Genomic DNA, 23669 nt, shown 5'->3' with positions numbered 1-23669 from the left:
TGAACCAAAAAAATAAATTGTCATGAAAAAAATCTTTTTGTGGAGTCCCTTAGTATTATTAATCTTTTTTGTCACTCAAGTGGGTCAGACACAGCTGATCCCGACCATGCTCCAAGTTCGTGTCATCGACAGTATAGGCAATGTGGTCCCAGGAGCTAAAGTCACGGTCTATGCGAGTGAGGCTGATTTCAATGATGAGGAAAATGAAGTCGTCCCTTTTGAGCTTTCTAATAAAAAGGGCATCGTCACATTCAAAAAACTCGAGGCAAAGTCTTATTGGATTTTAGCTAAAAAAGGTGATATGAGTAATGAAGACAGAGGCGTTCAGACGGAAGTGTTAGAAAAGGGTCGTATCAATAAAATCAATGTTGTCTTAGAGGAATGAGTAGAGCATCTTTGATTCATTCGCTACAAAATTACCAAACACAGTTTCTTGAAGAGGAAGTTTTTAGGCTAAGATTTCTCGAATTCATTAGCCGGCATACGGACTGTTTTCATCGTAGCTGTGTACCAGGACACTTGACAGCTTCTGCTTGGATAGTGTCTAAAGATCGACAGCAAGTGCTGCTCACTCATCATCGAAAGCTGGAGAGATGGCTACAGCTAGGAGGTCATGCAGATGGTGTAGAGGATCTGAGTCAGGTGGCTACACAAGAAGCTATAGAAGAGTCAGGGCTTTCCCAAGTGCGACTCTTGAGTGCTGACATCTATGATCTAGATATCCATGCGATCCCTGCTCGTAAGCAGGATCCTTTGCACTTACACTATGATGTGAGGTTCCTTTTTGAGGCGGATGCAGCGATGTCACTAGAGGTGAGTGAGGAGTCATTAGAACTTGCTTGGGTACCATTGACAGACCTTAGTGAGCTGGTTGGTAAAGACGCATCTTTCTATCGAATGGTAGATAAACTCAAAAACTACTAAAAACCTATGTCTAAATCATCTATAGATCCACTTCTGGTCAAAGAAACTTATCGGTTCAACTTACCCATACAAGTCAAGTACTCTGATCTCGATGCCTATATGCATGTCAATAATGCCGTATACCTCAACTATCTAGAGCATGCTAGAGCACTTTACTTGCGAGAAGTCTGTGACTGGGATATCAATACCACAGGAGCTGTCCTCGGCAATGTAAACATCAATTTCATTAAAGCCATCCACGTGGGAGATCATCCTACAGCTTATGTCAAATGCATCCGTTTGGGTCAGAAAAGCTTTACGCTTGATCATATCCTCATGGAAGAGAGAGATGGTAAACAGATCATCTATGCGCAGTGCCAAGCTACCTTGGTCTCTGTAGATATGGAGTCTATGAAGAGCACTCCTATTCCAGAAGTGTATCGGTCAAAGATGATTACATTCGATGGGGTTAAATGATTATCCTTATCTTTGGAATAAAATTATCAGCGAAAACATGATCAAAAAAACAGTCATATTACTTGCTAGTCTTTCTATCATCGCATTGGCGAGTTGCAATCCCTCAGAGGATGAACTATTGAATAAAGGCATTGAGCTACTTGATGCTAGTCAGTATGAGGAGTCTATTTCTTATTTTGATAGAGCGATCTCTAAAAATCCAAACAATACCAAAGCAATCAATGCTAAAGGTGTAGCGCTTTTTCAGCTAGCTAAGTTTGAGGAAGCTATCACATCTTTTGATCAAGCGATCAAGCAGGATAGCTCTTCTTACAAACCTTTTTTCAATAGAGGAAATGCGCATACAGAGCTTGGTAGATATGCTGATGCTATAGCAGATTATAATGTAGCCAACGCCATCAATCCAGATATCACAGAGGTGTATTACAATAGAGCCATGGCGCTGATGAATCTAGAGCAATATGAAGATGCTACTTTTGATTTCAATGAAGTGATCAATAGAAAACCAAATGATCATTTGGCACTATTCAACATGGCTAAAGCACAGCTTTTGCTCAATCAAGTAGAGCAAGCAGCAACTTATCTCAATGCTACGATAGAAGCAGATCAAAAATATGCTCCAGCTTATTATCTTTTAGGTATCACTCAGATCAATGCTATAGGTATGATAGATGATGGCTGTGCAAACCTCAAAATGGCGGAAAGTCTTGGTTTTAAAGAGGCTACAGCCATGATTGAAAAGCTTTGCAATAAATAATGGCGATCATTGGTCAAGATATAGCGAAAGCTGCCAAAATACTTGAAGAAGGTGGTCTGGTAGGCTTGCCAACGGAGACGGTATATGGTTTGGCAGCCAATGCTCTTAACATTGAAGCCGTGACAGCCATATTTGAGACCAAGCAGCGTCCATCTTTTGATCCTTTGATCATCCATACAGACTCGATCGCTAAGGTAAAAACCTACACAAGGTCGATGGATCCAAGGCTTTTGAGACTTGCGGAGAGATTTTGGCCTGGTCCGCTTACGCTTTTGCTTCCAAGGGGTGAAATGATTTCTGATCTAGTGACTTCTGGACTAGATACAGTAGCCGTGAGAATACCCAACCATCCTTTGGCACTTTCACTATTGAAGCGTCTAGATTTTCCTTTGGCAGCACCTAGTGCTAACCCCTTTGGATACATCAGTCCTACTACAGCTGCTCATGTCGAGGCACAGCTTGGAGACAAGATTCCTTACATCCTTGATGGAGGACCATCAGATATCGGTATCGAGAGTACGATTATTGGTATCGAGGGAGATAAATTGATAGTTTACAGACTTGGCGGAATGTCACTAGAGATGCTTTCTGCCGTAGCAGGTCACCTACATGTCAATGCACACAGTAGTTCGAATCCAAAGTCACCTGGCATGCTCAAGAGTCACTATGCACCACGAAAGCCATTTTATCTTGGTGAGCTTTCGAACTTAATGAAAGTGCATCAAGGTAAAAAAATTGGTATTTTGGCATTTGATCAGTTATTGGCAGACTGTCCAGCTTCATTTCAAGAGGTGCTAAGTCCTTCGGGAGACTTGTCTGAGGCAGCTCAGCACTTGTTTAGTGCTATGAGGAGGTTAGATACGCTAGATGTAGATCTGATTATAGCTTCGACTGTTCCAGATAGAGGGCTCGGACTAGCTATCAATGACAGACTTAGAAGAGCAGCAGCCACTGAATGAAATCTATTTAAAAACCTAAAATCCTAAATGAATTAAGATGAAAAATAGAATCAAGACAATCGATAATTTAGATTTTAAAGGAAAAAGAGCACTTATCAGGGTTGACTTTAATGTGCCTTTAAATGATAAATATGAGATAGTAGATGACACCCGTATCAGCGCAGCAGTTCCTACTATTCAAAAGATATTGGATGATGGCGGCTCCGTGATTTTGATGTCTCACTTAGGAAGACCTAAGTCTGGTCCTGAGGAAAAATATTCCCTTCAGCATTTGAGACTACATCTTTCTAAGATTTTTGATAGAGAGGTGAAGTTTGCTCCAGATTGTATCGGGACTGAGGCTAAAAACTTAGCGGAAGGACTTAAGGCTGGAGAGATTTTGCTTTTAGAAAACTTAAGATTTTATAAAGAGGAGGAAAAAGGAGATAAGGAGTTTGCTGAGAAACTAGCCCACCTCGGTGACATCTATGTCAATGATGCCTTTGGTACTGCGCATAGAGCGCATGCAAGCACCGCAGTAATTGCAGAATTTGTTAAAGAAAAAGTCTGTGGATATGTGATGCAAGCTGAGTTGAGTAATGCTCAAAAAGTCCTAGATCAGGTAAACAAGCCTTACGTAGCGATCATGGGCGGAGCCAAGATTTCTGATAAGATTTTGATCATTGAGCGCTTACTGGATAAAGTTGATCATCTTATCATCGGAGGAGGAATGTCTTATACTTTCTTCAAAGCGATGGGTGGCAAGATTGGGAACTCTCTGGTGGAGGAAGATAAGCTAGATTTAGCGAAGTCTTTGATTTCCAAAGCTAAAGAAAAGGGTGTGGAACTGCACTTGCCGATAGACTCAGTGATTGCGGATAAATTTGATAATGAAGCCCAAACAGACCTCTCTCTCAATATGAATATCAAAGATGGCTGGATGGGACTAGATATCGGACCACAGTCTAGAGAGGTGTTTACTAAAGTGATCGCAGACTGCAAGACCATTTTGTGGAATGGTCCAATGGGTGTTTTCGAAATGTCAAACTTCTCAGCAGGCACCAAAGCCATCGCTGAAGCGGTAGTAAAAGCTACAGATAAAGGCGCATTTTCTCTGATCGGTGGAGGAGACTCTGCTGCGGCAGTGAATATGTTTGGCTTTGGAGATCGAGTGTCCTACGTGTCCACTGGTGGAGGTGCTTTACTTGAGTACATGGAAGGCCGTGAGCTACCTGGAGTAGCAGCTCTTCAGAACTAGATCAATATATCTTAAGGATATCCACAAACCATCTTCTACTAAGAGGATGGTTTTTTTATCTAAGTAAAATAGGACTCAATCATTTTTGTTGGTATTTTGCAAAGAGCGAAGTTTTGAAAACAAGAAATATTGAATAAGCCACTCACTTTTCAGACTAAATTACTACTAGGCTTCGCCTTCTCCTTGGTGATTGTCATCTACGTCAATTATATTTCTTACAAGAGCATAGAGGATTTTGAAGAAAATGTCGCTCTTGTCCATAAGGCACAAGATGTGATCAACGGAAGCCAAGAAGTGCTCATCCTACTACTCAATGCTGAGACAGGTCAAAGGGGCTATCTGCTCACAGGAGAGGAGCGGTACTTGGCACCATACTTAGGAGCTGAAGACCGAATTGCGCAAGAAATACAAGAGCTTAATGTTTTAGTGAAGGAGGATACTTTTCAACAAAGTCAAATAGTCAAACTTGCTAATCTGATCGCTGACAAGTTCGATATCATGGAGCATACGATAGCACTTAGAAGAACGGAAGGTTTTGACAAGGCGCTAGAGCAGATTCTTACTGATAAGGGCAAGCAATTGACAGCTGACATCAGGGTGATGGTCGCTGACCTAGCAGTGTATGAATATGAGCTGATGAGCGAGCGCGAGTCAAAATCTAGAGACAGTTCTACACAGACTATCTGGAGTATTTGGCTTGGAGGATTAGCAGTTTTAGTAATTATTATTGCCTTATTTTTCTTTATCAGATATACCTTTAAAAAACAAGAAGAAGCTGAAGAGAAAGTCAGAAAAACTAATCGTCAGCTTGAAAACTTTGCATGGGAGGTCAATAATTCAGCGGATATTATATGCCAATTGGATGCAGCTTCAAAAGAAATCATATCAATCAATCCTGCGATTTACAGTGTGTTGGGCTATGACCCAGAAATTAGTTTGCATATACCGATCACTGACTTGACAGAGGATAAGCTAAACTCTACTACTGAGTCTATGCTTAATAAATTGATAGCCGAAGGAAAAGAGAGTACGGTATTTAGTGATAGATTTCAAAATAGAAGCGGAGAGATACAATGGCTCGAATGTCGTGTAAAACGATCGGGACAACTTCTTCTAATGAATATGAATGATATCACCTCTCAGCAGCAATTTACAGAGGGGCTGATTCATGAGAGGGATGTAGCTGAGCGGACGAAAAGAATAAAAGAAAGCTTCCTAGCCAATATGAGTCATGAAATCCGCACACCTATCAATGGGATCATAGGGATGACTAGAATGCTCGAAGATAGTGGACTCACTGATGATCAGCATAAGATACTGCACATGATCAGCATTTCCTCAGAGGCACTGCTAGGAGTGATCAATGATGTATTAGATCTATCAAAAATAGAAGCAGGAAAGTTTGCCATAGTACGTGGAGAGGTCAATTTACCACTACTTATCAAAAATGCCTGTGACTTACTCAAGTTTAAGGCTGATGAAAAAAACATCTCCTTATCCTATTCGCTACAAGCTGGCGTGCCTGATTTTGTCTGGGCGGATAGTCTGCGACTAAGTCAGATTCTCATGAATCTCCTCAGCAATGCAGTGAAGTTTACTGACAGTGGAGAAGTCAGTGTCAGGGTTAAGTTGATCGAGCGTACTGCTAAAGGCGTTAAACTTAAGTTTCTTATTAAAGATACTGGAATAGGCATGAGTCCAGAGCAGTTGTCGAGATTGTTTGATGAGTATATGCAGGCTGAAAGTTACACGGTAAAAAAATATGGAGGTACAGGTCTAGGTCTTTCGATCACTAAAAAACTGGTAGAGTTGAAAGGAGGAACTCTAGAAGTAGAAAGTGAAGTAGGTGTAGGAACTACTTTTATTTTCACCAATACTTATGAAGTTGTAAAGGAGAGTAAAGTGATCAAGACAGTCACAGAAATATGGCCATTTGAAAGAAAGCTTCAGATACTTCTAGCAGAGGATAATGAGATCAATCAAATAGCTGCCAGACACCTACTCAATAAATGGAATATAACGGTAGATGTAGCAGAAAATGGCTTAGAAGCTGTGCAGATGTTAAAAGAGAAAGACTATGACTTGATACTCATGGATGTGTATATGCCTGAAATGAGTGGAGAGGAAGCTACTCGTAAGATTCGTTCTGAGTTTGACAGCCCGAAGCGAGATATTCCTATCATCTCCATATCAGCTGCAGTATTGGAAGGAGAGGTACAGGACATACTTGATGCTGGCGTCAATGCAGTGGTCAATAAGCCATTTAATCCTGTAGAGCTGTACACCAAAATTGTGGAGCTGCTAAAAGTTTGATTATTTCTTGTAAGTAATTTTTACAGGAGCGACTCCTTGTTGTATGATGTCCAATTTTCTTGCGCCTTTTCTACTGAGATCTATGATCCGCCCAGCTACAAATGGTCCTCTATCATTGATCCTTACTTTGATACTTTTGCCATTTGAGAGGTTCGTTACTTTTACTTTCGTGCCAAATGGCAGCGTACGATGAGCAGCAGTCATTTTCCCCTGTCTAAATTTTTCTCCGCTAGCAGTTTTTCTTCCTTGGTACTTATCTGCATAGAAGGAAGCTTGGCCTTGTTCAGTGACTTTTCGTGCACAACTTGTACTAAGCAGTAATGTCCCAAGAGTAAGATAAAGTATAGGTAGTTTTAATTTCATATCTAAAAGTGAAAGAGCGCCTTTGACGCTCTTCAGTTTATTTAATTTCTAATAAAAATCCATTCGTTTTCACTTGATTTTGGCTCACTATACTCATAGCCAGCTTCATGAAAAGTCTTCAGTTGTTCGATATCTGTGATGCGATTTCTGATGATAAAGTCAGTCATCATACCTCTTGCTCTTTTGGCCATGAGTCCTATGATTTTGTAGTCTCCATCTTTGTATTCCTTGAAATTGATAGTAACTACTCTACCCTTGATGGCAGACTGATCTACGGCTTTGAAGTATTCTTGAGAAGCTAGATTGACGATAACCTCTCCTGTATTTGCCTCATTGATTTTCTCACTAATGCGACTTCCCCAGTATTGATAGAGATCTTTACCTTTTTTATTTTGCAGTCTGGTACCCATCTCCAGTCTGTAGGGCTGTATCAAGTCCAAAGGCTTCAATAATCCATAGAGTCCAGATAAGATTCTCAAATGCTTTTGGGCAAACTCAAAGTCTTCCTTATCGAAATTTTCAACGTCAATATGTTGATAGACATCCCCCTTAAAAGCTAGGAGAGCCTGCTTGGCATTGCTTGGAGAAAAGGGCGTACTAAAATTTTGATATCGCTCTACATTGAGTTCTGCTAGAGATTCACTGATGCTCATTAGTTGCTGCAGCTCTTCTTTAGATTTGTTTTTCAGCTCATTTATCAATTCTTTAGAATACTTGAGCATCTCTGGCTCTGAGTAGTCACGAAGGTCTGAGGTAGAAAAATCTAAGGTTTTGGCTGGAGAAATGAGAATTAACATAATTATTTGATTACTGTAACACTTGTTCTTAAAGTAACTTCGTCACCGCTGGCATTGTTTCTAAGGATAAATACTACAGGATATGTACCTAGAGGCACTTCTTTACCTTTGTAAGTAGCATCCCACTGAAACTCCTTATCTGTAGAATAGAAGATAAGTTCTCCCCATCTGTTATAGATGAGTACTTCAAACTCATCTACGAAGTCATTGGTATATACGTAAAACAATCTTTTACCCGGATCGTTCGAATTTGGTTCTATAGCATTTGGAGCGCGTACTCTCGGACCGCAACTTTCAAATACATCCGTTGAGGCCTCTGTCTGACAGCCAGCAGAGGTAGTGGCCACTACTCGATAAGTGCCTACTCTGTCTACATTGACCGTGCGAAGCGTACTTACTAATGTATTTCCTACATACCACTCATAAGTCGCAAATCCAGCTCCAGCATCTAGTTGCGGTGCGACAGGATCATCTGGGCAATACTGGAATCGCTCTGGCAAAACAATTTCACCTACAGGACTTCTGCGGACTTCTATCGTCCTTTCAATTTCACAACCATTTCTATTACCTCTAGCGATATAGATACCATCTTCGTTTGCAGTTATGCTTGTACCAGTGTTTGAGAGATTTTGCTCAGCACCTCCTGCTCTAGGGATAAACGCCCATGTAAATGTAATGCCTGCTAGGTCATCACCTACTACTTCTACGATGACTTCTTCGCCTTCACAAGCAGGATTACGCTCAAGCCTGAAGTTCGGAGGAGTGTTTACCGTAATATTAATAGTCTCTATATCAACACAGCTAGGGTTCGCATTATTCCTGATCCTGACTGTATAGGCACCACTTTCTCTAGCGGTGATCTGAGGCCCTCTACCTAGTAGCGTTCCATTAGTATCTGTACCGCTAAACCAATCAAAGATATATGTCTGACCAGCTTCTGCATTGGCATTAGTAGCAATGAGAACTTTGGAAGTATCACATGCCTCGCTCGGCTGCTCAGTGATGACTGCTACAGGGCGTGCGGTGAGCGTGACTAGGATTTCTCTTTCTAGAGGACACAAGCCAGTGCCTTCACCCACTACACGGTATCTGCCAGAGCTAGTTACTTCTAAGTTTGATGTTCCAGTATCGCTTGGATCAGTTGCATCAAATAGAGTAAAACTCAGGCCTGGAGAGATCTCTGTTATAGCATTCTGTACATTATAGCTTGCACTACATTCATTAGCCGTTGGTAATAGCTCAAACTCGGCTTCTTGAGCCCTTTCTACTAAGATATTGATTTCTGTATCTACACAACCACCGTTTGAAGTGACTTCTAGATTGTAGGTCCCTGATGCCAGATTAGGAATTGTAAAGTTTTGAGCAACTACATTGTCTGAAATATTAACTCCATTTCCCGTAAGTCTGTAGGTTCCAGTGATAGGCGAGTCTAGTAGTACACTGATGCTACCATTTTGATCATCACAATCAGCAGGACTTGGAGTAACACTTGAAATCTCAAAAGTTCCTACTACTTGCTCAATCACATGAGTAGAAGTTATCTCACAGCCTGAAGCTTGATCAGTGGCCACTACTGTATACGCTCCTGCACCAAGATTATTAATTGTTTGGCCGGCATTACTTGGAGTAGCTAGTGAGCCTTGACCTACTTGTATACCTTGACTATCGGTCACTATGAAATCCACAGGATTGGCTGACTGAAGCACTACTGTAAGAGAAGCATCATCTGCACCACAGTTAGCTAGAGAACTGCTGACGGTAATTTCTGGTGTTTCATTGATTAAAACTCTGACTTCATCGACTACTTCACATCCTGGCTGGATCGGATCTTCTACAGCTACTCGGATAGTATAGTCTCCACTTCCAGCAAGTAGTGCTGCACTGATGTTTTGAGTTCTTGCTGTACCTAGATTGGTGAAGTTTGTGCCATCCAGACTATAGCTCCATTGATAGCTTGGAGCGGTGACATTAGCATCAAGTGTGATCTGTTCATCATCACAAAGCACTCTATCGGCTCCTAGGTCTACATCAAATGGTGGACCTACGAATACTTGTCCCTCATTGCTACAGCCACCTTCATTGGTTACAGTTACAGAGAAGATCCCCTCACTATTGACTGTGATAGTGCGCGTGGTGTCACCGGTATTCCAGAGATAAGATAGTCCTGCCAACTCACTAGCAGCACCTCCAAAGTTGGCATAAGCATCAATGACCGTTCCTCCAGTTCCACAAAGTGAAATAGCGTCTGGCATCGTAGGCTCAGGAGGGGTAGGGAAGATTCTAAACTGCTGCACTAAAGTGGTATCAAATCCACAGCGATTGAATACATCCAATGCTACATCAAATAGGCCTGGCTCATCGAAGATGATGGTTGTGTCTTGATTGCTAAAACTAGAGACTACCGCGCCCAACTCATTTCTGATAGTCCAGAAAAACTCATCTATGTCAGAAGATCCAGCTGCGCCAAAGGCGACTTCCGATCCTATACATCCTGGTTCTGAGATAGAGATGGCAGGCTCCATTTCAGAAGTCATGTTCATTCTGACGAAGTTTGGGAGTCCGATCAGAGAGGTTCCTCTGATACCATCAGGGACTCCATTCTCATTAAATGAAGATTGGTTGAAGGCAAATTCTACATCATTTTCTGGGTCAGCCTCTGTGATATCGTCATCATTGATTGCAGCTACATTATTTGCATTTTCTCTAGCTACATAGATTTGTCCATCAGGACCACGCTGCATAGCGCCATAAGGACCACCAGATTCTGTAGAGATAGTTACTCTTGAATCATTTATTACATCTACATTGGTAGTATCTATCCTGAATTCTTCCACTCTAGAGTTAGATCCCAAAAACGACACAAAAGCCTTCGTGCCTCCTCGAGAAAATTCTAAGCCGTAAGCTTGACCTTCATTACTTAAATCTAAAAGTACATACTCTTCCAGCGTACCTAAACTATCATCAAAGTTGAAGATTTCTAGCCTATTATTTTGGCCATCATTGAATACTACCCCTAGCTTGGTACCATCTTCTGAGAATTTCATTTGCCCAATGGCCATATTTCCATTGGAGAATTCATGTGGAGATCCAGCAGAGGAGAGGACAGGCGAGCCTAGACCGTCTTGTCTAATGGGGAATGCTCTGAAGGTATTATTTCCATAGTCATGCGTCATAAGCCATGTCGGAGACTCCTGGCCAAGTGCAGCCAGCCTCTCTGTAGATCTAGCATGGAGATAGTTGTCTTTTGAGATGACTTCTCCTTTCGCAGAGTCTAGCTTGATGTCTAGTATACTGTATTTGAGGATATGCTGATTGTTTTCTACTGCCTGTGTAGTGAAGACATAGTAGATCGTCTCATCATCTGGGATAGGAATGGCCAATACAGATTGAGTAGAACCTATGTCACCACCAATATTATCTCCATTGGCCATCACTACGTTGTCTTTGTTGTAGATGGTATTACCATCACTGTAGAAAATGACTTCACCATTGATATCAGAGATCGTAGTCACCCCTTCAGGAGCTTCATTGGCATCTCGCATCGCATGATCATTTTGTATAGGCTTAGGTGCTACTGGATCATTTTCTGGGTCTTCTGGATTGAAGTCTATTCCAGCATTATTGCCAAAGTACCAAATATTGGCAGTTGAGTTTTGCCAGCCGTAGATGCGGATTTCTTTGCTGGCGTATACCGTGCAGCCATTGACCTCAGCTACGACCCAGTAAGTGCCAGGGCCATCTACAGTGATAGATTCTCCAGACTCTCCTGTGGACCAAAAATAGCTAGTGGCTTGTGCACCACCACCTCCAGCACCTCCGCCTCCAGATTCATCTTGGACCTCAGCGGTAAGTGTTATCGGCAGATCTTCTGGACAGTAAGTGTCTTCATCTTGCTCAGGGTCTGTGGTGATACTTACTGTAGCATCATTTTGGGTGAGATTGACATTGAAGTCTACAACTACAGAGTCTGGATGTCCTGCAAAGAAAACAGTAAGTCTTCCCACTCCAGGATTTTCTTCAAAAGTCAAGTATGGATTTCGCGCATCAGAAACAGTCTCTCCGATTTCCCAAACAAATCTCTCAGGTACCAAATTTTCTGGATCTATTTCAGCATTAAAGAACACAGGTGAATTCGTACAGCCATCTACATCAGGGACGGTTACTGTTGGGATGACCTTTTCTGCATTGACAAAAACGGGCAATAGTCTGCCTTGGAAATCTGTTCCATTGAGTAGAGCGATTTCATAACCGAGATTGCCAGCTAAACTATCAGGCTGGGTAAATCGACCCAATTTAAACTCAGTACCTTCTTCGTAGATATGGTATATTTGATTGTCAGGACCTTGCTTGATGTCAAATACATTGAAGCCTACGCTTTGCGCTAGTTCTGGTAGCTCAGTGGAGTCTGTTTCGTATCTGAATACTTCTTGACCTCTAGTGTAATAAAGCCAGTTATTGCTCCAAGCAGCACTATAGATATTTCCACTGGCAGCACCTGAGTTGAGCAATCTTTTTTCCTCAGTTAGAGCGCCTGTGGTAGGGTCTATATTGAGGATTAAAATATTTCTTGCACTCTCAAAAGGAACTACGGCAAGCTGATTGGTCACTGTGTTATGAGCGAAATAATGTGGGGTGAAATTGATCGAAATACTAGATGCTTCCGTAGAAGTCGCTAGAGTAGGCGTGATGAGTCTAGACCTTACTTCACCACCTTGAAAATAAACCAGAAAAACCTCATCAGATATTTGTCCTCGAGTAGTGATCAAAGGATCAGTACGACTTCCTGTGACACCTGCTATGGGCTGTGGTGTGGCGTCAATCAGTTCCCCAGCATTGATACCACCTAAAGACTGACCAGGTAAAGATATATCCACTCTTCTGTAGCTTACCTGTCCACTTGACTCACGAAAAATGATATAGTATTGACTTGTAGATCCAGGTACTTGAGCGAGCGCTATGCTTTGTTTTCTATTAGATTGACCACCTAGCGGAAGGTTAGCAAATGCTTCTCCATATCTATTGTAGAGAAGTACGCCATCTGTATAAAAAAGAAGATCACCTGTGATCGGATCTGTTGCTACTGCTGAATTAAATGGAGCGTAAGGCTGTGACTGATTCCTATTCGAAATCACCCTTTCTGGTACGGTATCCCCTTTGTCAAATTGGAGCCATGGTTTTTTATCACTGACAGTAGTATCTCCTCCAAAAATCCAGTTGAACCGTGTGTAATCCTGAGCAAATGTCTGCTGAAAGCTGAGTAGTAAACTCAAACTGAAAATTAAGCGACAGTATGTATATATCTTTTTCAAGCTTCCTGCGTTTTTTTACATGAATATAAAACTATCAAACGAATGATTTGTCTAATCTTTATAAGAAAAGATATACGTAATTTTAGTTTGGTAGAAAATTGGCCTCAGAGTACTGGGTTGACGTGTGTTTTCTAAGACAGAAAATTATTTTTATTAGTGACAAACGTAAAGTTTCAATATTCTAAGATAAAAACTAACTTGTGAGCAAAAAATTACTGAGTTTGAATAAAATTTATCAGATCGCCCTCGTCTTCGTGACTGTCTGTTTGCTCCAAGGGGTGATCATGTCCAGTGCCTATGCACAGGATCCTCAGTATTCTCAGTATTATGCCGCTCCACTTTATCTCAATCCTGCTTTTGCAGGCTCTGCTTATGCCCCTCGCATCGGTATCAATTACCGCTCACAGTGGCCTACTTTGAATTCAAACTTTACTACTTTTTCTGCATTCTACGATAACTATTATTTAGAAAAACGAAGTGGTATAGGTGTCTATGTGATGACTGATAGAGAAGGGGCTGCTGGTTTGCGCTCTACTACTATTGCAGGACAGTACAGCTATGAGCTTCAGATCAATGATGACCTCGTAGTCAGACCGGGCTTTCAGGCATCTTACATGCGAAGAGACATTGGTTTTTATGAGAATTTGATATTTGCCAATCAGATTGATCCCACTGATCCGTTTGGTCCTATCGCACCACCTTCAGAAAATGGAGAGGGCTTAGCTGCCAATGTTTTTAGCTTGTCAGTAGGAGGACTGATGTATACCAAAGACCTTTTCTTAGGTGTATCAGCTTTTCATCTCAATAGGCCCAACCAGTCACTGCTGGATGGAGATAGTAGACTGCCTATTAAGATCTCTGTGCATGGAGGGTACAAGATTAAGCTGGCAGATGGTCCGCTCAAAAATGACTTATCTTACAGCTTTAAAGAAAGAAGCATCACGCCCACTTTTCATTATAGACAACAAGGTCCTTTTACACAGTTGGACTTGGGTACGTACTTTTACGCTGAACCGCTCGTATTGGGCGTATGGTACAGAGGTGTACCTTTCAAGCCCGTGGATAGTCAGTTAAATAACGAATCGATCGTGCTGCTAATAGGGATGACCACCAAAGAAGGTTTAAATATCGGCTATAGTTTTGATTATACTGTGTCTAGACTAGGGATTGCCAGTGGCGGGGCACATGAGATTTCTCTTTCCTTCACCCTTCCAAGTAGAAATAACGGCAAAATAGACCCCAGATCTACTATACTGCCTTGCCCTAAGTTTTGATCATCTAAATACCGAGGGACTTGGTGCGATGATATCAAAGTCTCTAAATCTCCTCACAGAATTTCCACTCACATTGAAATCAAAGAAATTGACATCAAGTGGAGCATCAGGGTAGAAGCTAAGTCTTAGCTCAAATGTGTTGAAGGTGAGGTTATCATTTCTGATCCTGAAGCCTAATCCAATTCCTTGATAAGCATTGCCTTGAAGGATAGGTTGATTGCGCTCAGCCAAGACACCAATGTCAATAAATGCATAAGGTGCAATCCTGAATCCAAGTAGGTCTGATGGTGAGAAAGCAACTGTCTCCAACTGTGCAGAGAAGCGTCTAGTACCCCTTAGGTCTCTGCTTCTAAATCCACGGATGCCTTCATCCACACCATTATTGATAGTGAGAAATTCATTGCCAAAGCGATTGATGCCTTGGGTATAGTTGACCGAGACAAACTGCCTCATCCTGTAGCTGCCTACTTTGAAAAGGTTGGTAAAGTAAAGCGCATTACCTCTGACTAAGCCTTGCTCTATCTGTTCACCTTTTCTATAAAATCCCTCTGCTGTAAAATCTGCATATAGATATCCGAAGTTGGAAATGAAGCCTCCTTTGGCTACTTGTGCACTCGCAAAATATCGATTGTTAAACTCATTATTTTCATACCCATAGATGAAGTTGACTCGATGACCATATGGAATATCCTCTGATCGACCAAAACCAAAAATGAGTTGATCTCTATAGTACCTTCTCGTAGAGATTCCTACTGAGAATAGGTTTAGGCTTCTATTTTGAAAAAACTGATTGAAGTCTTCCGTCACAGGTGGCCGCTCACTGTAGTCATATCTAAGGTGTCTGGCAGCGATGATGAGTCTTGTCCTGTCTGATGCTTCCTTTTCAAGAAAGTTAAGCTTAAAAGCTCGGGCTAACCAAATATCCTGTTCATTGAAACGACTGAGGACGGTGTCTATCCTGTTTTCACTTAATAAAAAAAATGGCTCTCGTAGCGTTTGCTGATTGATATGAACTCCTCCCGCATATTTGATCTGAGGCGTCACAAAGTTTCTTGATAGTCGAACGCCTTGATATTGCTGGAAGTAGGTGTCATAGTAGCCTATTTCAGCGGTGATGAAAGATCTCCTGATATTAGGCATGATGTAGGCGATTTCATAGCCAAACTCTTGTTCAAATCGATTGTCCCAAATGAAGTTATTTCTCAATTCATGCCCTATGCCGAAGAGATTTTTATGATCTAGCTCTAGACTTCCCCCTCGATTATTGATACTTCCTCCAAATGAAAAGGCAAATACATCTTTGGTCATTAGTAAAAAATCAGTGTTGCTGCTGTCTGCTCGCATAGGCACTATTCTAGCATCTTGTATGAAGGGGAGTTCTCTGATGACACGCTCAGCGTCTTGCATTTGCTGAGGATCTAAAGTCTCCCCTTGTCTGATTGTCAGATTATTGCGAATGATACGCTCTCTAGTATTGATATGGAGCTTATTGGCTATTTTTTCAAATATGACTTTTGCTTGCCTTGTAGTATCACTGAATTTGGGACCAAAGATTTCCAGCTGTTTTATGCGGATACTATCGATGATATTGCCTTGATAGCGGCTGAAGGGATTTTCTATTTCAAACAAACTAGTAGTATCCGATGGTAATATCTCTTCTCTAGGGCTGGTGATGAGGAGATCAAAAAGTTCTTTAGTGAGTTTTGTGCGATAGGCTCTATCTTTTAACCTTTTATAAAAATCCTCTCCAGGTTTGCCTTTTAGTCGATAGTTGAGAGAGTCAATGAGAATCAGCGTAGTGTCTTTTTTAAATCTCACTACGCTATCTCCTAACATGATATAGGAGCCTTTTTCTACTCGAACCGTATCATACTTGTAGACCCGCTTAGTTTCCTGCGCATGCGCACAAAGACTAGATCCCCAAAGGAGCAATCCAATAAGCAGACTATATAGTATATTTTTTTGCAATTTTCAGAGAAGTTTCAACTCAAGATAGCAAAGAAACGCTTATCTCAATCAAGAGTCTACTATTTCACTGCAAATTTTATGCGACTGATTTTATAGAAAGTCTACATCTACATTGAAAGGATATTTCATCAAATACTGTAGGGCTTCTTCCACTTTCATGCCCTCAAAAAGTACTTTATACAAATTCTCCGTGATAGGCGCTCTCACGTTGCTATTTTCTATCAATTGCTTCATGATCCGAATTGTGTTGATCCCTTCGGCCGTTTCTTCCATAGTAGCTGTAATATCTGAGAGGCTTTCTCCTTTGGCAAGTCTAAATCCTACCGTGAAGTTTCTACTCAGATTAGAAGAACAAGTAGCCACGAGGTCTCCGATGCCGGCAAGCCCTATAAACGATTTGGTGCTTCCGCCCAGTGCATTGCCGAGATAGATCGTCTCCACCATACCTCTAGAGATGAGTAATGCGCGAGCATTTTCACCCAGTCCCATGCCACTAAGTGCGCCAGCTGCTATCGCAATGATATTTTTCAATACACCACTAAGTTCTACACCGATGAGATCTTTATTGCCATATACCTGAAATCGATCAGATCTTAGGAGACGTTGTCCCTCGAGTATGACTTCATTGTATTTACTAGCAATGACTGTGGCAGCGGGTTGTTTCATAGCCATCTCTTTGGCGAGATTGGGCCCCGCTAAGCAACCTACTCTCACGACTACAGTTTCTTCCAAGATCACTTCACTCATCGTCTTGATATCTTCTCTGGTGACGCGAATGGGCTGTCCTTCCTCTTCTAGATGATGGGCTAGATCTAGACCTTTAGTACCGTGGATGAGTATATGATAAGGATGTAAAAACGGTGAAAAAGACCTAATCACCTCTCTAAAACCCGTGGAGGAGACGATAGGGAAGATCACCTGACACTGACTCGCTAGATACTCTTGATCGCCTGTAGCTTCTATGTTGGCATGCATCTGCCGGCCTTCTACAGTGCCTTTTTCATTGATCTCTTTGACGATTTCTGGTTTACGGGCAAATAAGATGACTTTGTTTTTTTCGGCCAGCATGTTGGCGATGACTGTGCCAAAACTCCCCGCTCCTATGACACCTACTTTTTTCTCAGAAGAGTTTCTCAAGTCCATATCCGTCTAGTCTGTTGTGATAAAAATAAAGTAAAGTCAAATCTTCTGTGATGACATCTCCTTGTGTATTTCTAGTCAAAGTGCGTTTGGCGTGGTACATGCCCACATTGGCAAATCCATGATCCATCACTTCTTCTAGTGATCGCGTGAGGTGTGGTGCGATGCCTACTTTACCATACTTGTGTAACTTGAATACTTCTTCTCTGACCTTATCAAACATCTCAAGGTACTCATCAGCAGGTATGATCAAATCTTCCTCTGGAAGCCTGAGTAAGTTGTAAAGGTCTAGCTTTTTATTCTTTTTCTTAATCAACTGAAATGCTGTAAAAGCAGCGATGTGGCTAGAGAAAACTCGATTGATACGATGATATTCCTTCACTAAAATATCTCCAAGTCGGGCTGTATATTCTTCCTCTCGCTGTTTGTCTACATTGACCTCACCTTCTGATATGAAGTAATCTTTTGTATCGATTACTCTACCTTTTTTATCTAAGCTATTTCCTTCTTCATCTACATAGTTGCCCAAAACATCCAGAGGCTTCCCAATAGAGACCGATATATCTGAGCCTTTAGTGAAAAATTTGATTAAGAATTTGACGATTTTGTAAGAGTTAGAGTATTCATCATTTTCCACATAGAATCGCTCCTGACCACTTTGTTTGAGGTATTCTTTGATCATACCAGGGGCTTCCAGTACGAAGTGATAGTTTAATGTCACTGGTACTATAAACACTCTTTGCGCCTTATCTCCATGCTTTTGATAGTTGGCTCTTTGCGCTTCTACAGCGGTACTTAGTAGACCAAGTTTTACTTTACTTTCGATCTTGCCCGAGCGTGAGCGTGTACCTCCAGGGAAAAACAAGCTGTGACATCCCGCTTGGATGGCTTGAGATGAATAAGCTTTCAGCGTTTCTATGTAGACGAGATTTTTCTTTCGTCTATCGACTTTGTAAGCACCCAGACTATTCATGAAGTAAGCAAATAGCTGGATATTAAATAAGTTTAGACCTGCCCCGTAAATAAATGGTGGTAGTCCAAGCGTACTGATCACCCAGCCGATCAAAATAGAATCAATGTTGCTAAAGTGGGTAGGAACCATCACGATAGTACCCTTCGCAGCAAGCTTCCTGATGTGTTCTGTTTCGCCTGTGATATGGATCTTGTCTTGGAGGGAGTATTGATTGCTCCAAAAGGACTTGAAGCCTTTTACTCTTGAAGCATTGAGCAATCTAGAGAAGCCAAAAGTGACTAGCCTTCTAGTGAATTTATAATGATTAGGCTTGAAATTACTGGCGATCTCGTTGGTGTAGCGAGAAGTGATTTCTTCTAACAGTTCTTTGTAGTCTTTCTCAGTAGTAGACTTCTCATTTGCTAAAGTGACAAGTCGAGACCTAATTTTATTCCAAAATGGCCCCTCATCATCAGGATCTACCAGCCAAGGATTTTCTTTAAGACGGAGTTTTTCACGGTACATGGTCAGCTCTAGCTCTTCTTTGAGCAGGCTACCTTCTCCAGTGAGGTCTTGAATCCTTTTTTTGCTTGCATCTATCACCTCTAGGATGAATTCCTTCCTATTTTTGGCTAGTTTCATCACTGGCCACTCTTGGTGAGTAGGTAGGATAGGGCTGTATTTTTTCTTTGTATATGCTATAGCCTGAGGCTCCATGTTACTGTGTTTAGAAGGTCAAATATAAGCAAAATTGAATAGCTCACAGATTATCTCTGTGAATCACTTAAGCGAGATTTTATCCTGTCATGTAAACTTATCATTAGATAGTAGATTGTGTTATTGAGACATTTCATTTACTTTGGAAAAAATACAAAAGATAGGTCTGTGTATAATAAATTCTTCTACCTACTCATCCTGGGATTAGTTGTGCTTACTTCTCAAGCTGTTGCCCAAAAGACATTTTTGAGATACAATGAAATAGAAATCGTAAGTGATAATGATGCATATGTCTTTGTCAACAAAGATCGATATTATAGCAATGGGCTTTTTCTCAACTACTACGGATTGATACAGCCAGAAGATACTATTCGTAATCGGGATAAAATCATTTTCAAGCTATCTTTTTCACAGCAGATTTACACACCAGAGTTTATCTTTTTGGATACTACTTTCAAGACTAGGCCTTATGCAGGGATGCTCTATGTCAAACCTGGTTTTTTGAAAGTTAAAGAAAAGAGTGTTTTAGAGACAGACTTGATGATAGGCGTAGTAGGTCCGGCCTCTGGCGGAGGAGGTTTGCAGCGACTTTATCATCGAATACTGAAGTTTCCTCAGCCTATAGGGTGGGATACAGAGTTGACTAATATGCTCCTCTTCAATGTAGAGGCGCGTTACATGCAGCGGATCTACGAGTGGGAGGGTTTTGATCTATTTGGGTATGGAAAGGGTCGCGCTGGAACCGTGTACAATGATCTAGCCACAGGCTTTAGCTTCAGGGGAGGTAAATACAATGTGCTCAAGGATAGTAAATTTATAGGAGCTAGAGTTGCGGATAACTACACAGCGCCAGAGCTTTTTTTCTTTGGAGGATATGAAGTCAAAGCAGTCCTTCGAAATTCGCTGATCACCGGAGGAGTCGCGAATCCAGACACCTTTATACAAGCGACTCCCAGTAGTTTTGTGACATCATGGCATCTGGGGGTTAATTTAGGTGGAGAGGTAGCGATCTATCAAGTCGTCTTTCATCGCAATAGCCCAGAGACGACCAGGTCACTTGGGCACAGCTATGTCTCACTTAAAATCTCATGGGGATATTAAATTCCTCATTTTTGGAATCAAATTAGCCTAACAAGCCGTTACAAAGCCAGACAAATGCCTCCATTTATTTTGTGATAGGGGGCAAAGTATTTATTATTGCAGCATCTAATCCTACATGGCACTCCAACTAAAAGATATACAGGCACCCATCGCTTCTGAGATGCAGGAATTCGAAAAGAAATTCCGCTCTTTTATGAAAAGTAACGTCCTGCTTTTAGACCAGATCATGGGCTACATCGTCAAGCGAAAAGGAAAGCAGATGCGTCCCATGTTCGTTTTTTTGACGGCTGGAGTCAATGGTGGTATCAAAGAAGAGACTTTTAGAGGCGCGGCTTTGATCGAGCTATTACATACAGCTACGCTTGTACATGACGATGTTGTAGATGATGCAGACTACAGACGTGGATTTTTTTCTATCAATGCCCTCTGGAAAAACAAAATAGCTGTCTTAGTAGGAGATTACTTGCTGTCTAGAGGACTGCTGCTCAGTGTAGATAATGGAGACTTTGACTTGCTTAAGATCGTCTCAAATGCCGTGAGAGAAATGAGCGAAGGAGAGCTTCTTCAAATGGCTAAAGCAAGAAATCTGGATATCACAGAGGAAGTTTACTATCAGATCATCAAGCAAAAGACAGCCTCACTGATCGCCTCATGCTGTGCTGTGGGAGCCGCTACTGCTGGTCAAGACAAAGAGACCATCGAAAAAATGAGAAGCTTTGGTGAAAAGATTGGGATGGCTTTTCAGATAAAGGATGACCTCTTTGACTATGGAACTTCTGAGATAGGAAAGCCGCTGGGTATCGATATCAAAGAGAAAAAAATGACGCTTCCGCTGATCTATGCTTTGCAAAAAGCCTCTTGGTTAGATAAGAAACGTATCATCTACATCGTCAAAAATCAAGGAAACAAGCGAAGTAAGGTAGACGAAGTAATCTCATTTGTAAAAAACTCTGGTGGACTGGAGTATGCTACTGAGAAAATGAATGCTTATCATCAAGAAGCACTGGCTATTTTAGCTGATTTTCCAGACTCTGTCTATAAGCAAGCCCTGACAGACTTGGTGGAATTTACCATCTCTAGAAAAAAATAGATCTAAGAGATTTTTCTACCTTAGCACAAATATTTTTTACGGGTCAAAAGCATCAAATGAAAAAGAAGGTAGTCATCAATCCTGAATTCGAAGATTTACGTGAGTTTGTCGAGCATGTAGACAAGCGCATGAGGAAAAAGAAAGGAAAGATCCTCCATAATAAGAGAAACCTCGTCAAGAAGATGAAGACAAATAAACGTAAGCTTGTCGTCAAGTCTTTTGGTAGGATAGTACTCATCAATAAGTTTGCATACTCATGGCTGAGGGATTCAAAGGCGAAGCGAGCTTATGACAATGCCATGCTTTTTTTAAGTTTAGGAATCAATACTCCTAAGCCTGTAGCCTATGTAGAGTGCTTTAGATTTGGGCTGTTGGTTAATAGTTATTTTATCGCTAAATACACCAAGTTCGAGCCTATCAGTGAGGTAATATATCTCTCACAGGAGCAGCAGGATGAGTTTGTACGTGACATAGCGGTTTTTGCTACTAAGTTACACAAGCATGATATCTATCATGTAGACTTCAATATTGAAAACGTACTTTTCAAGTATAAAAATGGCAAATTTATATTTTCACTGATTGATAATAATCGGATGGTCAGAACGAAAATGCCACTTACACTGGGTGTGAAAAACTTCTCAAGGCTGCATTTTCCAGCGCCTCTTTTAGAGAAGATGGTCAAGGAATATATCAAAATCAATAAAGGTGATGAAGCGGTACTTTGGCCACTTTTTGAAAAGTATAGAAGAGATTTTTTAAATAAAGATGGACTTTGGCGAAAGGTTAAGAGGCTTTGGAGAAAGCCTTATGCTGAGGTGAAAAAATAAATCCTCACTAAGGCTGAGCTCAATGAGGATTTAGATTCTGTCTTGCTAGCGATTATTCTTGTCCTAGCAGTCCATCTACTAGCTCATTGTGTTCCTTCACCCATTTGTCATAGTAGGATCCCGTACCAGGCCCGCTAAATCCTGTGTGAATCTTGGCTACCTCACCCTTTTTATCTACATAGATCAGCGTAGGAAAGGAGACCACTGCATTGAGCATTGGGAGTGATTTGGCAGCTTCTTCATTGTCTGATGATCCCGCAAACAAGAACTCATATTTAGCTCCGATTCGCTCTTGGATACGCGATATTCTAGACTTGGCATAGTCGTAGTCATTTTTCTGTTCAAAGGAAAGTGCAATGATTTCGACACCTCTGTCTTTGTTTTCTTCATACCACTTTGCGAGGTATTTAGTCTCATCCATACAGTTAGGACACCATGTGCCGAAGATCTGTACGAGGACGACTTTACCTTGATATTTAGGATCAGAGAGTGAGACATCTTCTCCAGTCATATTTTTGAAAGTAAAATCAAACTTATCATAACCTTCCTTCAAGTAGGTCAGTGTGTAAGAATCACTCAGTGAGAAAGTTGAGTCTCTCTTTGCTTCCCAAGTTCTGTAGCCAGTTTTGCCCAAAAAGAACTCACCTTTTAGCGTTTCGTCATCATTTTTTGTTGCTTTGAATAGATAAGCATGCTCTCCATCGAAGGTGCTTAAGTAAAGTGATTTTCCAGATACATTTCCTACTAGGTAGCGATAGTCACCGGTATTGGTCATCACTGTTCCGCTGATCTCTTGACCATTTTGCTCGAAGATCCCAAGTGCAGGGTAGGACTTACCGTCATCCTTGGTGATGGTGATGGCCCACTCACCAGAAAAATCCTCTGGAGAAGTCTCTGCAGCTACTTCAAATCTCGTCTCATTATTTGGCGTAGCGGAAAAAGGCAAAATGTAATCTTCTACATAATCTTTACTCCATGTACCCGTAAGTCCTTCTGAGGTGATTTTTGCTCTGATGGAAGCATCGAAGATGTGCATTTGGATATAAAGGCTGTCTCCTTTAGGAGCTACTTCATCTGCCAAAAGTCTTTCTTCACCATTGATCAAAGTGATAGCGTATTTACCATTTTCTACAGGGGATACTTCAAAGTTAAAAGGAACCTCTACACCTTGGGTTTGGATGACTGCGCGCCACGTGCCAGTACTGAGTGTTTGGTTAGTATTTTCTGTTCCGCCACCACAACTAAAAAGTAGGAGAGAAGATAATAACAAGGTGAAAATCGCGGAAAATGATTTTTGAGTGTTCATAAGTTCAATTTGACTATCAGTTGATTAATGAAAATGGAAATTAATATTTTTTTCGAGATCAAATTTAACATTTTCGGTCAAATTATAATTCCACAAAATCGATAGGGTAATTATTTTTTCCATCTAAAATTTGCTTTACAACACAGCAGATAGAGTATACTGCCCCTTTATTTCCCACT

General features: G+C 41.2%; 18 protein-coding genes. 11 read left to right on the top strand and 7 right to left on the bottom strand.

Annotated elements, in window-relative coordinates:
* Positions 1–22: 22 nt before the first annotated feature.
* The 7 genes from I5349_RS10685 (at position 23) to I5349_RS10655 (ending at position 6646) form a co-directional block, all read left to right on the top strand.
* On the top strand, positions 23–385 hold the full coding sequence (locus I5349_RS10685; protein ID WP_226390750.1) for a carboxypeptidase-like regulatory domain-containing protein: 363 nt from the start codon (positions 23–25) through the stop codon (positions 383–385).
* Entirely contained in the window at positions 382–924 is a 543-nt protein-coding gene (locus I5349_RS10680; RefSeq protein ID WP_226390749.1) for an NUDIX hydrolase, read from the top strand. Before I5349_RS10685 ends, I5349_RS10680 begins: the two co-directional genes overlap by 4 nt.
* Positions 925–930: 6 nt before the next feature.
* Entirely contained in the window at positions 931–1380 is a 450-nt protein-coding gene (locus I5349_RS10675) for an acyl-CoA thioesterase (RefSeq protein ID WP_226390748.1), read from the top strand.
* Positions 1381–1417: 37 nt separating this feature from the next.
* Positions 1418–2137, top strand: coding sequence for a tetratricopeptide repeat protein (locus I5349_RS10670; RefSeq protein ID WP_226390747.1), 720 nt, complete (start codon positions 1418–1420; stop codon positions 2135–2137).
* Positions 2137–3096: an L-threonylcarbamoyladenylate synthase gene (locus I5349_RS10665; protein ID WP_226390746.1), complete on the top strand. Its 960-nt coding sequence runs from the start codon at positions 2137–2139 to the stop codon at positions 3094–3096. The genes I5349_RS10670 and I5349_RS10665 overlap by 1 nt, the downstream gene beginning before the upstream one ends.
* 37 nt (positions 3097–3133) lie before the next feature.
* Positions 3134–4333 (top strand): phosphoglycerate kinase, encoded by a 1200-nt coding sequence (locus I5349_RS10660; protein WP_226390745.1) that lies wholly within the window; start codon positions 3134–3136, stop codon positions 4331–4333.
* A 129-nt stretch (positions 4334–4462) separates the two neighbouring features.
* A complete protein-coding gene (locus I5349_RS10655) occupies positions 4463–6646 on the top strand; it encodes a CHASE3 domain-containing protein (RefSeq protein ID WP_226390744.1) in 2184 nt (727 codons plus the stop codon).
* Here I5349_RS10655 and I5349_RS10650 read toward each other — a convergent pair whose 3' ends face one another.
* Genes I5349_RS10650 through I5349_RS10640 form a run of 3 tightly spaced genes read right to left on the bottom strand, consistent with a single transcriptional unit; the run spans position 6647 to position 13115 of the window.
* Entirely contained in the window at positions 6647–7009 is a 363-nt protein-coding gene (locus I5349_RS10650; protein WP_226390743.1) for a septal ring lytic transglycosylase RlpA family protein, read from the bottom strand. It abuts the gene before it with no gap.
* A gap of 41 nt (positions 7010–7050) precedes the next feature.
* The gene (gene yaaA, locus I5349_RS10645; RefSeq protein ID WP_226390742.1) at positions 7051–7806 is read right to left on the bottom strand and encodes a peroxide stress protein YaaA; all 756 of its coding nucleotides are present in this window, start codon (positions 7804–7806) and stop codon (positions 7051–7053) included.
* A gap of 2 nt (positions 7807–7808) precedes the next feature.
* Positions 7809–13115, bottom strand: coding sequence for a T9SS type B sorting domain-containing protein (locus tag I5349_RS10640; protein ID WP_226390741.1), 5307 nt, complete (start codon positions 13113–13115; stop codon positions 7809–7811).
* A 221-nt stretch (positions 13116–13336) separates the two neighbouring features.
* On the opposite strand from I5349_RS10640, the gene I5349_RS10635 reads away from it, so the two are divergent.
* The gene (locus tag I5349_RS10635; RefSeq protein WP_262895384.1) at positions 13337–14389 is read left to right on the top strand and encodes a PorP/SprF family type IX secretion system membrane protein; all 1053 of its coding nucleotides are present in this window, start codon (positions 13337–13339) and stop codon (positions 14387–14389) included.
* Here I5349_RS10635 and I5349_RS10630 read toward each other — a convergent pair whose 3' ends face one another.
* The 3 genes from I5349_RS10630 to I5349_RS10620 form a co-directional block, all read right to left on the bottom strand.
* Entirely contained in the window at positions 14390–16357 is a 1968-nt protein-coding gene (locus I5349_RS10630; protein ID WP_226390740.1) for a BamA/TamA family outer membrane protein, read from the bottom strand.
* A 90-nt stretch (positions 16358–16447) separates the two neighbouring features.
* The gene (locus tag I5349_RS10625; RefSeq protein ID WP_226390739.1) at positions 16448–17500 is read right to left on the bottom strand and encodes an NAD(P)H-dependent glycerol-3-phosphate dehydrogenase; all 1053 of its coding nucleotides are present in this window, start codon (positions 17498–17500) and stop codon (positions 16448–16450) included.
* Positions 17478–19166, bottom strand: a complete 1689-nt coding sequence (locus tag I5349_RS10620; RefSeq protein WP_226390738.1) for a 1-acyl-sn-glycerol-3-phosphate acyltransferase — start codon at positions 19164–19166, stop codon at positions 17478–17480. The genes I5349_RS10625 and I5349_RS10620 overlap by 23 nt, the downstream gene beginning before the upstream one ends.
* 168 nt (positions 19167–19334) lie before the next feature.
* Between I5349_RS10620 and I5349_RS10615 the strand changes: the two genes are divergently transcribed.
* The 3 genes from I5349_RS10615 (at position 19335) to I5349_RS10605 (ending at position 22184) form a co-directional block, all read left to right on the top strand.
* Positions 19335–20267, top strand: a complete 933-nt coding sequence (locus I5349_RS10615) for a lipid A-modifier LpxR family protein (RefSeq protein WP_226390737.1) — start codon at positions 19335–19337, stop codon at positions 20265–20267.
* A 115-nt stretch (positions 20268–20382) separates the two neighbouring features.
* The gene (locus tag I5349_RS10610; protein WP_226390736.1) at positions 20383–21357 is read left to right on the top strand and encodes a polyprenyl synthetase family protein; all 975 of its coding nucleotides are present in this window, start codon (positions 20383–20385) and stop codon (positions 21355–21357) included.
* Between the two features lie 56 nt (positions 21358–21413).
* A complete protein-coding gene (locus I5349_RS10605) occupies positions 21414–22184 on the top strand; it encodes a lipopolysaccharide kinase InaA family protein (RefSeq protein WP_226390735.1) in 771 nt (256 codons plus the stop codon).
* A gap of 52 nt (positions 22185–22236) precedes the next feature.
* Here the strand turns inward: I5349_RS10605 and I5349_RS10600 are convergent, their stop codons facing one another.
* Positions 22237–23490 (bottom strand): peroxiredoxin family protein, encoded by a 1254-nt coding sequence (locus I5349_RS10600; RefSeq protein ID WP_226390734.1) that lies wholly within the window; start codon positions 23488–23490, stop codon positions 22237–22239.
* Positions 23491–23669: the final 179 nt, after the last annotated feature.

The organism is Penaeicola halotolerans (assembly GCF_016464625.1).
GTDB lineage: Bacteria > Bacteroidota > Bacteroidia > Cytophagales > Cyclobacteriaceae > Penaeicola > Penaeicola halotolerans.
This window is presented reverse-complemented; position numbering and strand designations above follow the sequence as displayed.

Excerpts from the sequence above, each read along its gene's own strand:
- I5349_RS10685 (WP_226390750.1), top strand. The coding sequence starts at position 23 with ATGAAAAAAATCTTTTTGTGGAGTCCCTTAGTATTATTAATCTTTTTT.
- I5349_RS10680 (WP_226390749.1), top strand. The coding sequence starts at position 382 with ATGAGTAGAGCATCTTTGATTCATTCGCTACAAAATTACCAAACACAG.
- I5349_RS10675 (WP_226390748.1), top strand. The coding sequence starts at position 931 with ATGTCTAAATCATCTATAGATCCACTTCTGGTCAAAGAAACTTATCGG.
- I5349_RS10670 (WP_226390747.1), top strand. The coding sequence starts at position 1,418 with ATGATCAAAAAAACAGTCATATTACTTGCTAGTCTTTCTATCATCGCA.
- I5349_RS10665 (WP_226390746.1), top strand. The coding sequence starts at position 2,137 with ATGGCGATCATTGGTCAAGATATAGCGAAAGCTGCCAAAATACTTGAA.
- I5349_RS10660 (WP_226390745.1), top strand. The coding sequence starts at position 3,134 with ATGAAAAATAGAATCAAGACAATCGATAATTTAGATTTTAAAGGAAAA.
- I5349_RS10650 (WP_226390743.1), bottom strand. The coding sequence starts at position 7,009 with ATGAAATTAAAACTACCTATACTTTATCTTACTCTTGGGACATTACTG.
- yaaA (WP_226390742.1), bottom strand. The coding sequence starts at position 7,806 with ATGTTAATTCTCATTTCTCCAGCCAAAACCTTAGATTTTTCTACCTCA.
- I5349_RS10625 (WP_226390739.1), bottom strand. The coding sequence starts at position 17,500 with ATGGACTTGAGAAACTCTTCTGAGAAAAAAGTAGGTGTCATAGGAGCG.
- I5349_RS10620 (WP_226390738.1), bottom strand. The coding sequence starts at position 19,166 with ATGGAGCCTCAGGCTATAGCATATACAAAGAAAAAATACAGCCCTATC.
- I5349_RS10610 (WP_226390736.1), top strand. The coding sequence starts at position 20,383 with ATGGCACTCCAACTAAAAGATATACAGGCACCCATCGCTTCTGAGATG.
- I5349_RS10605 (WP_226390735.1), top strand. The coding sequence starts at position 21,414 with ATGAAAAAGAAGGTAGTCATCAATCCTGAATTCGAAGATTTACGTGAG.
- I5349_RS10600 (WP_226390734.1), bottom strand. The coding sequence starts at position 23,490 with ATGAACACTCAAAAATCATTTTCCGCGATTTTCACCTTGTTATTATCT.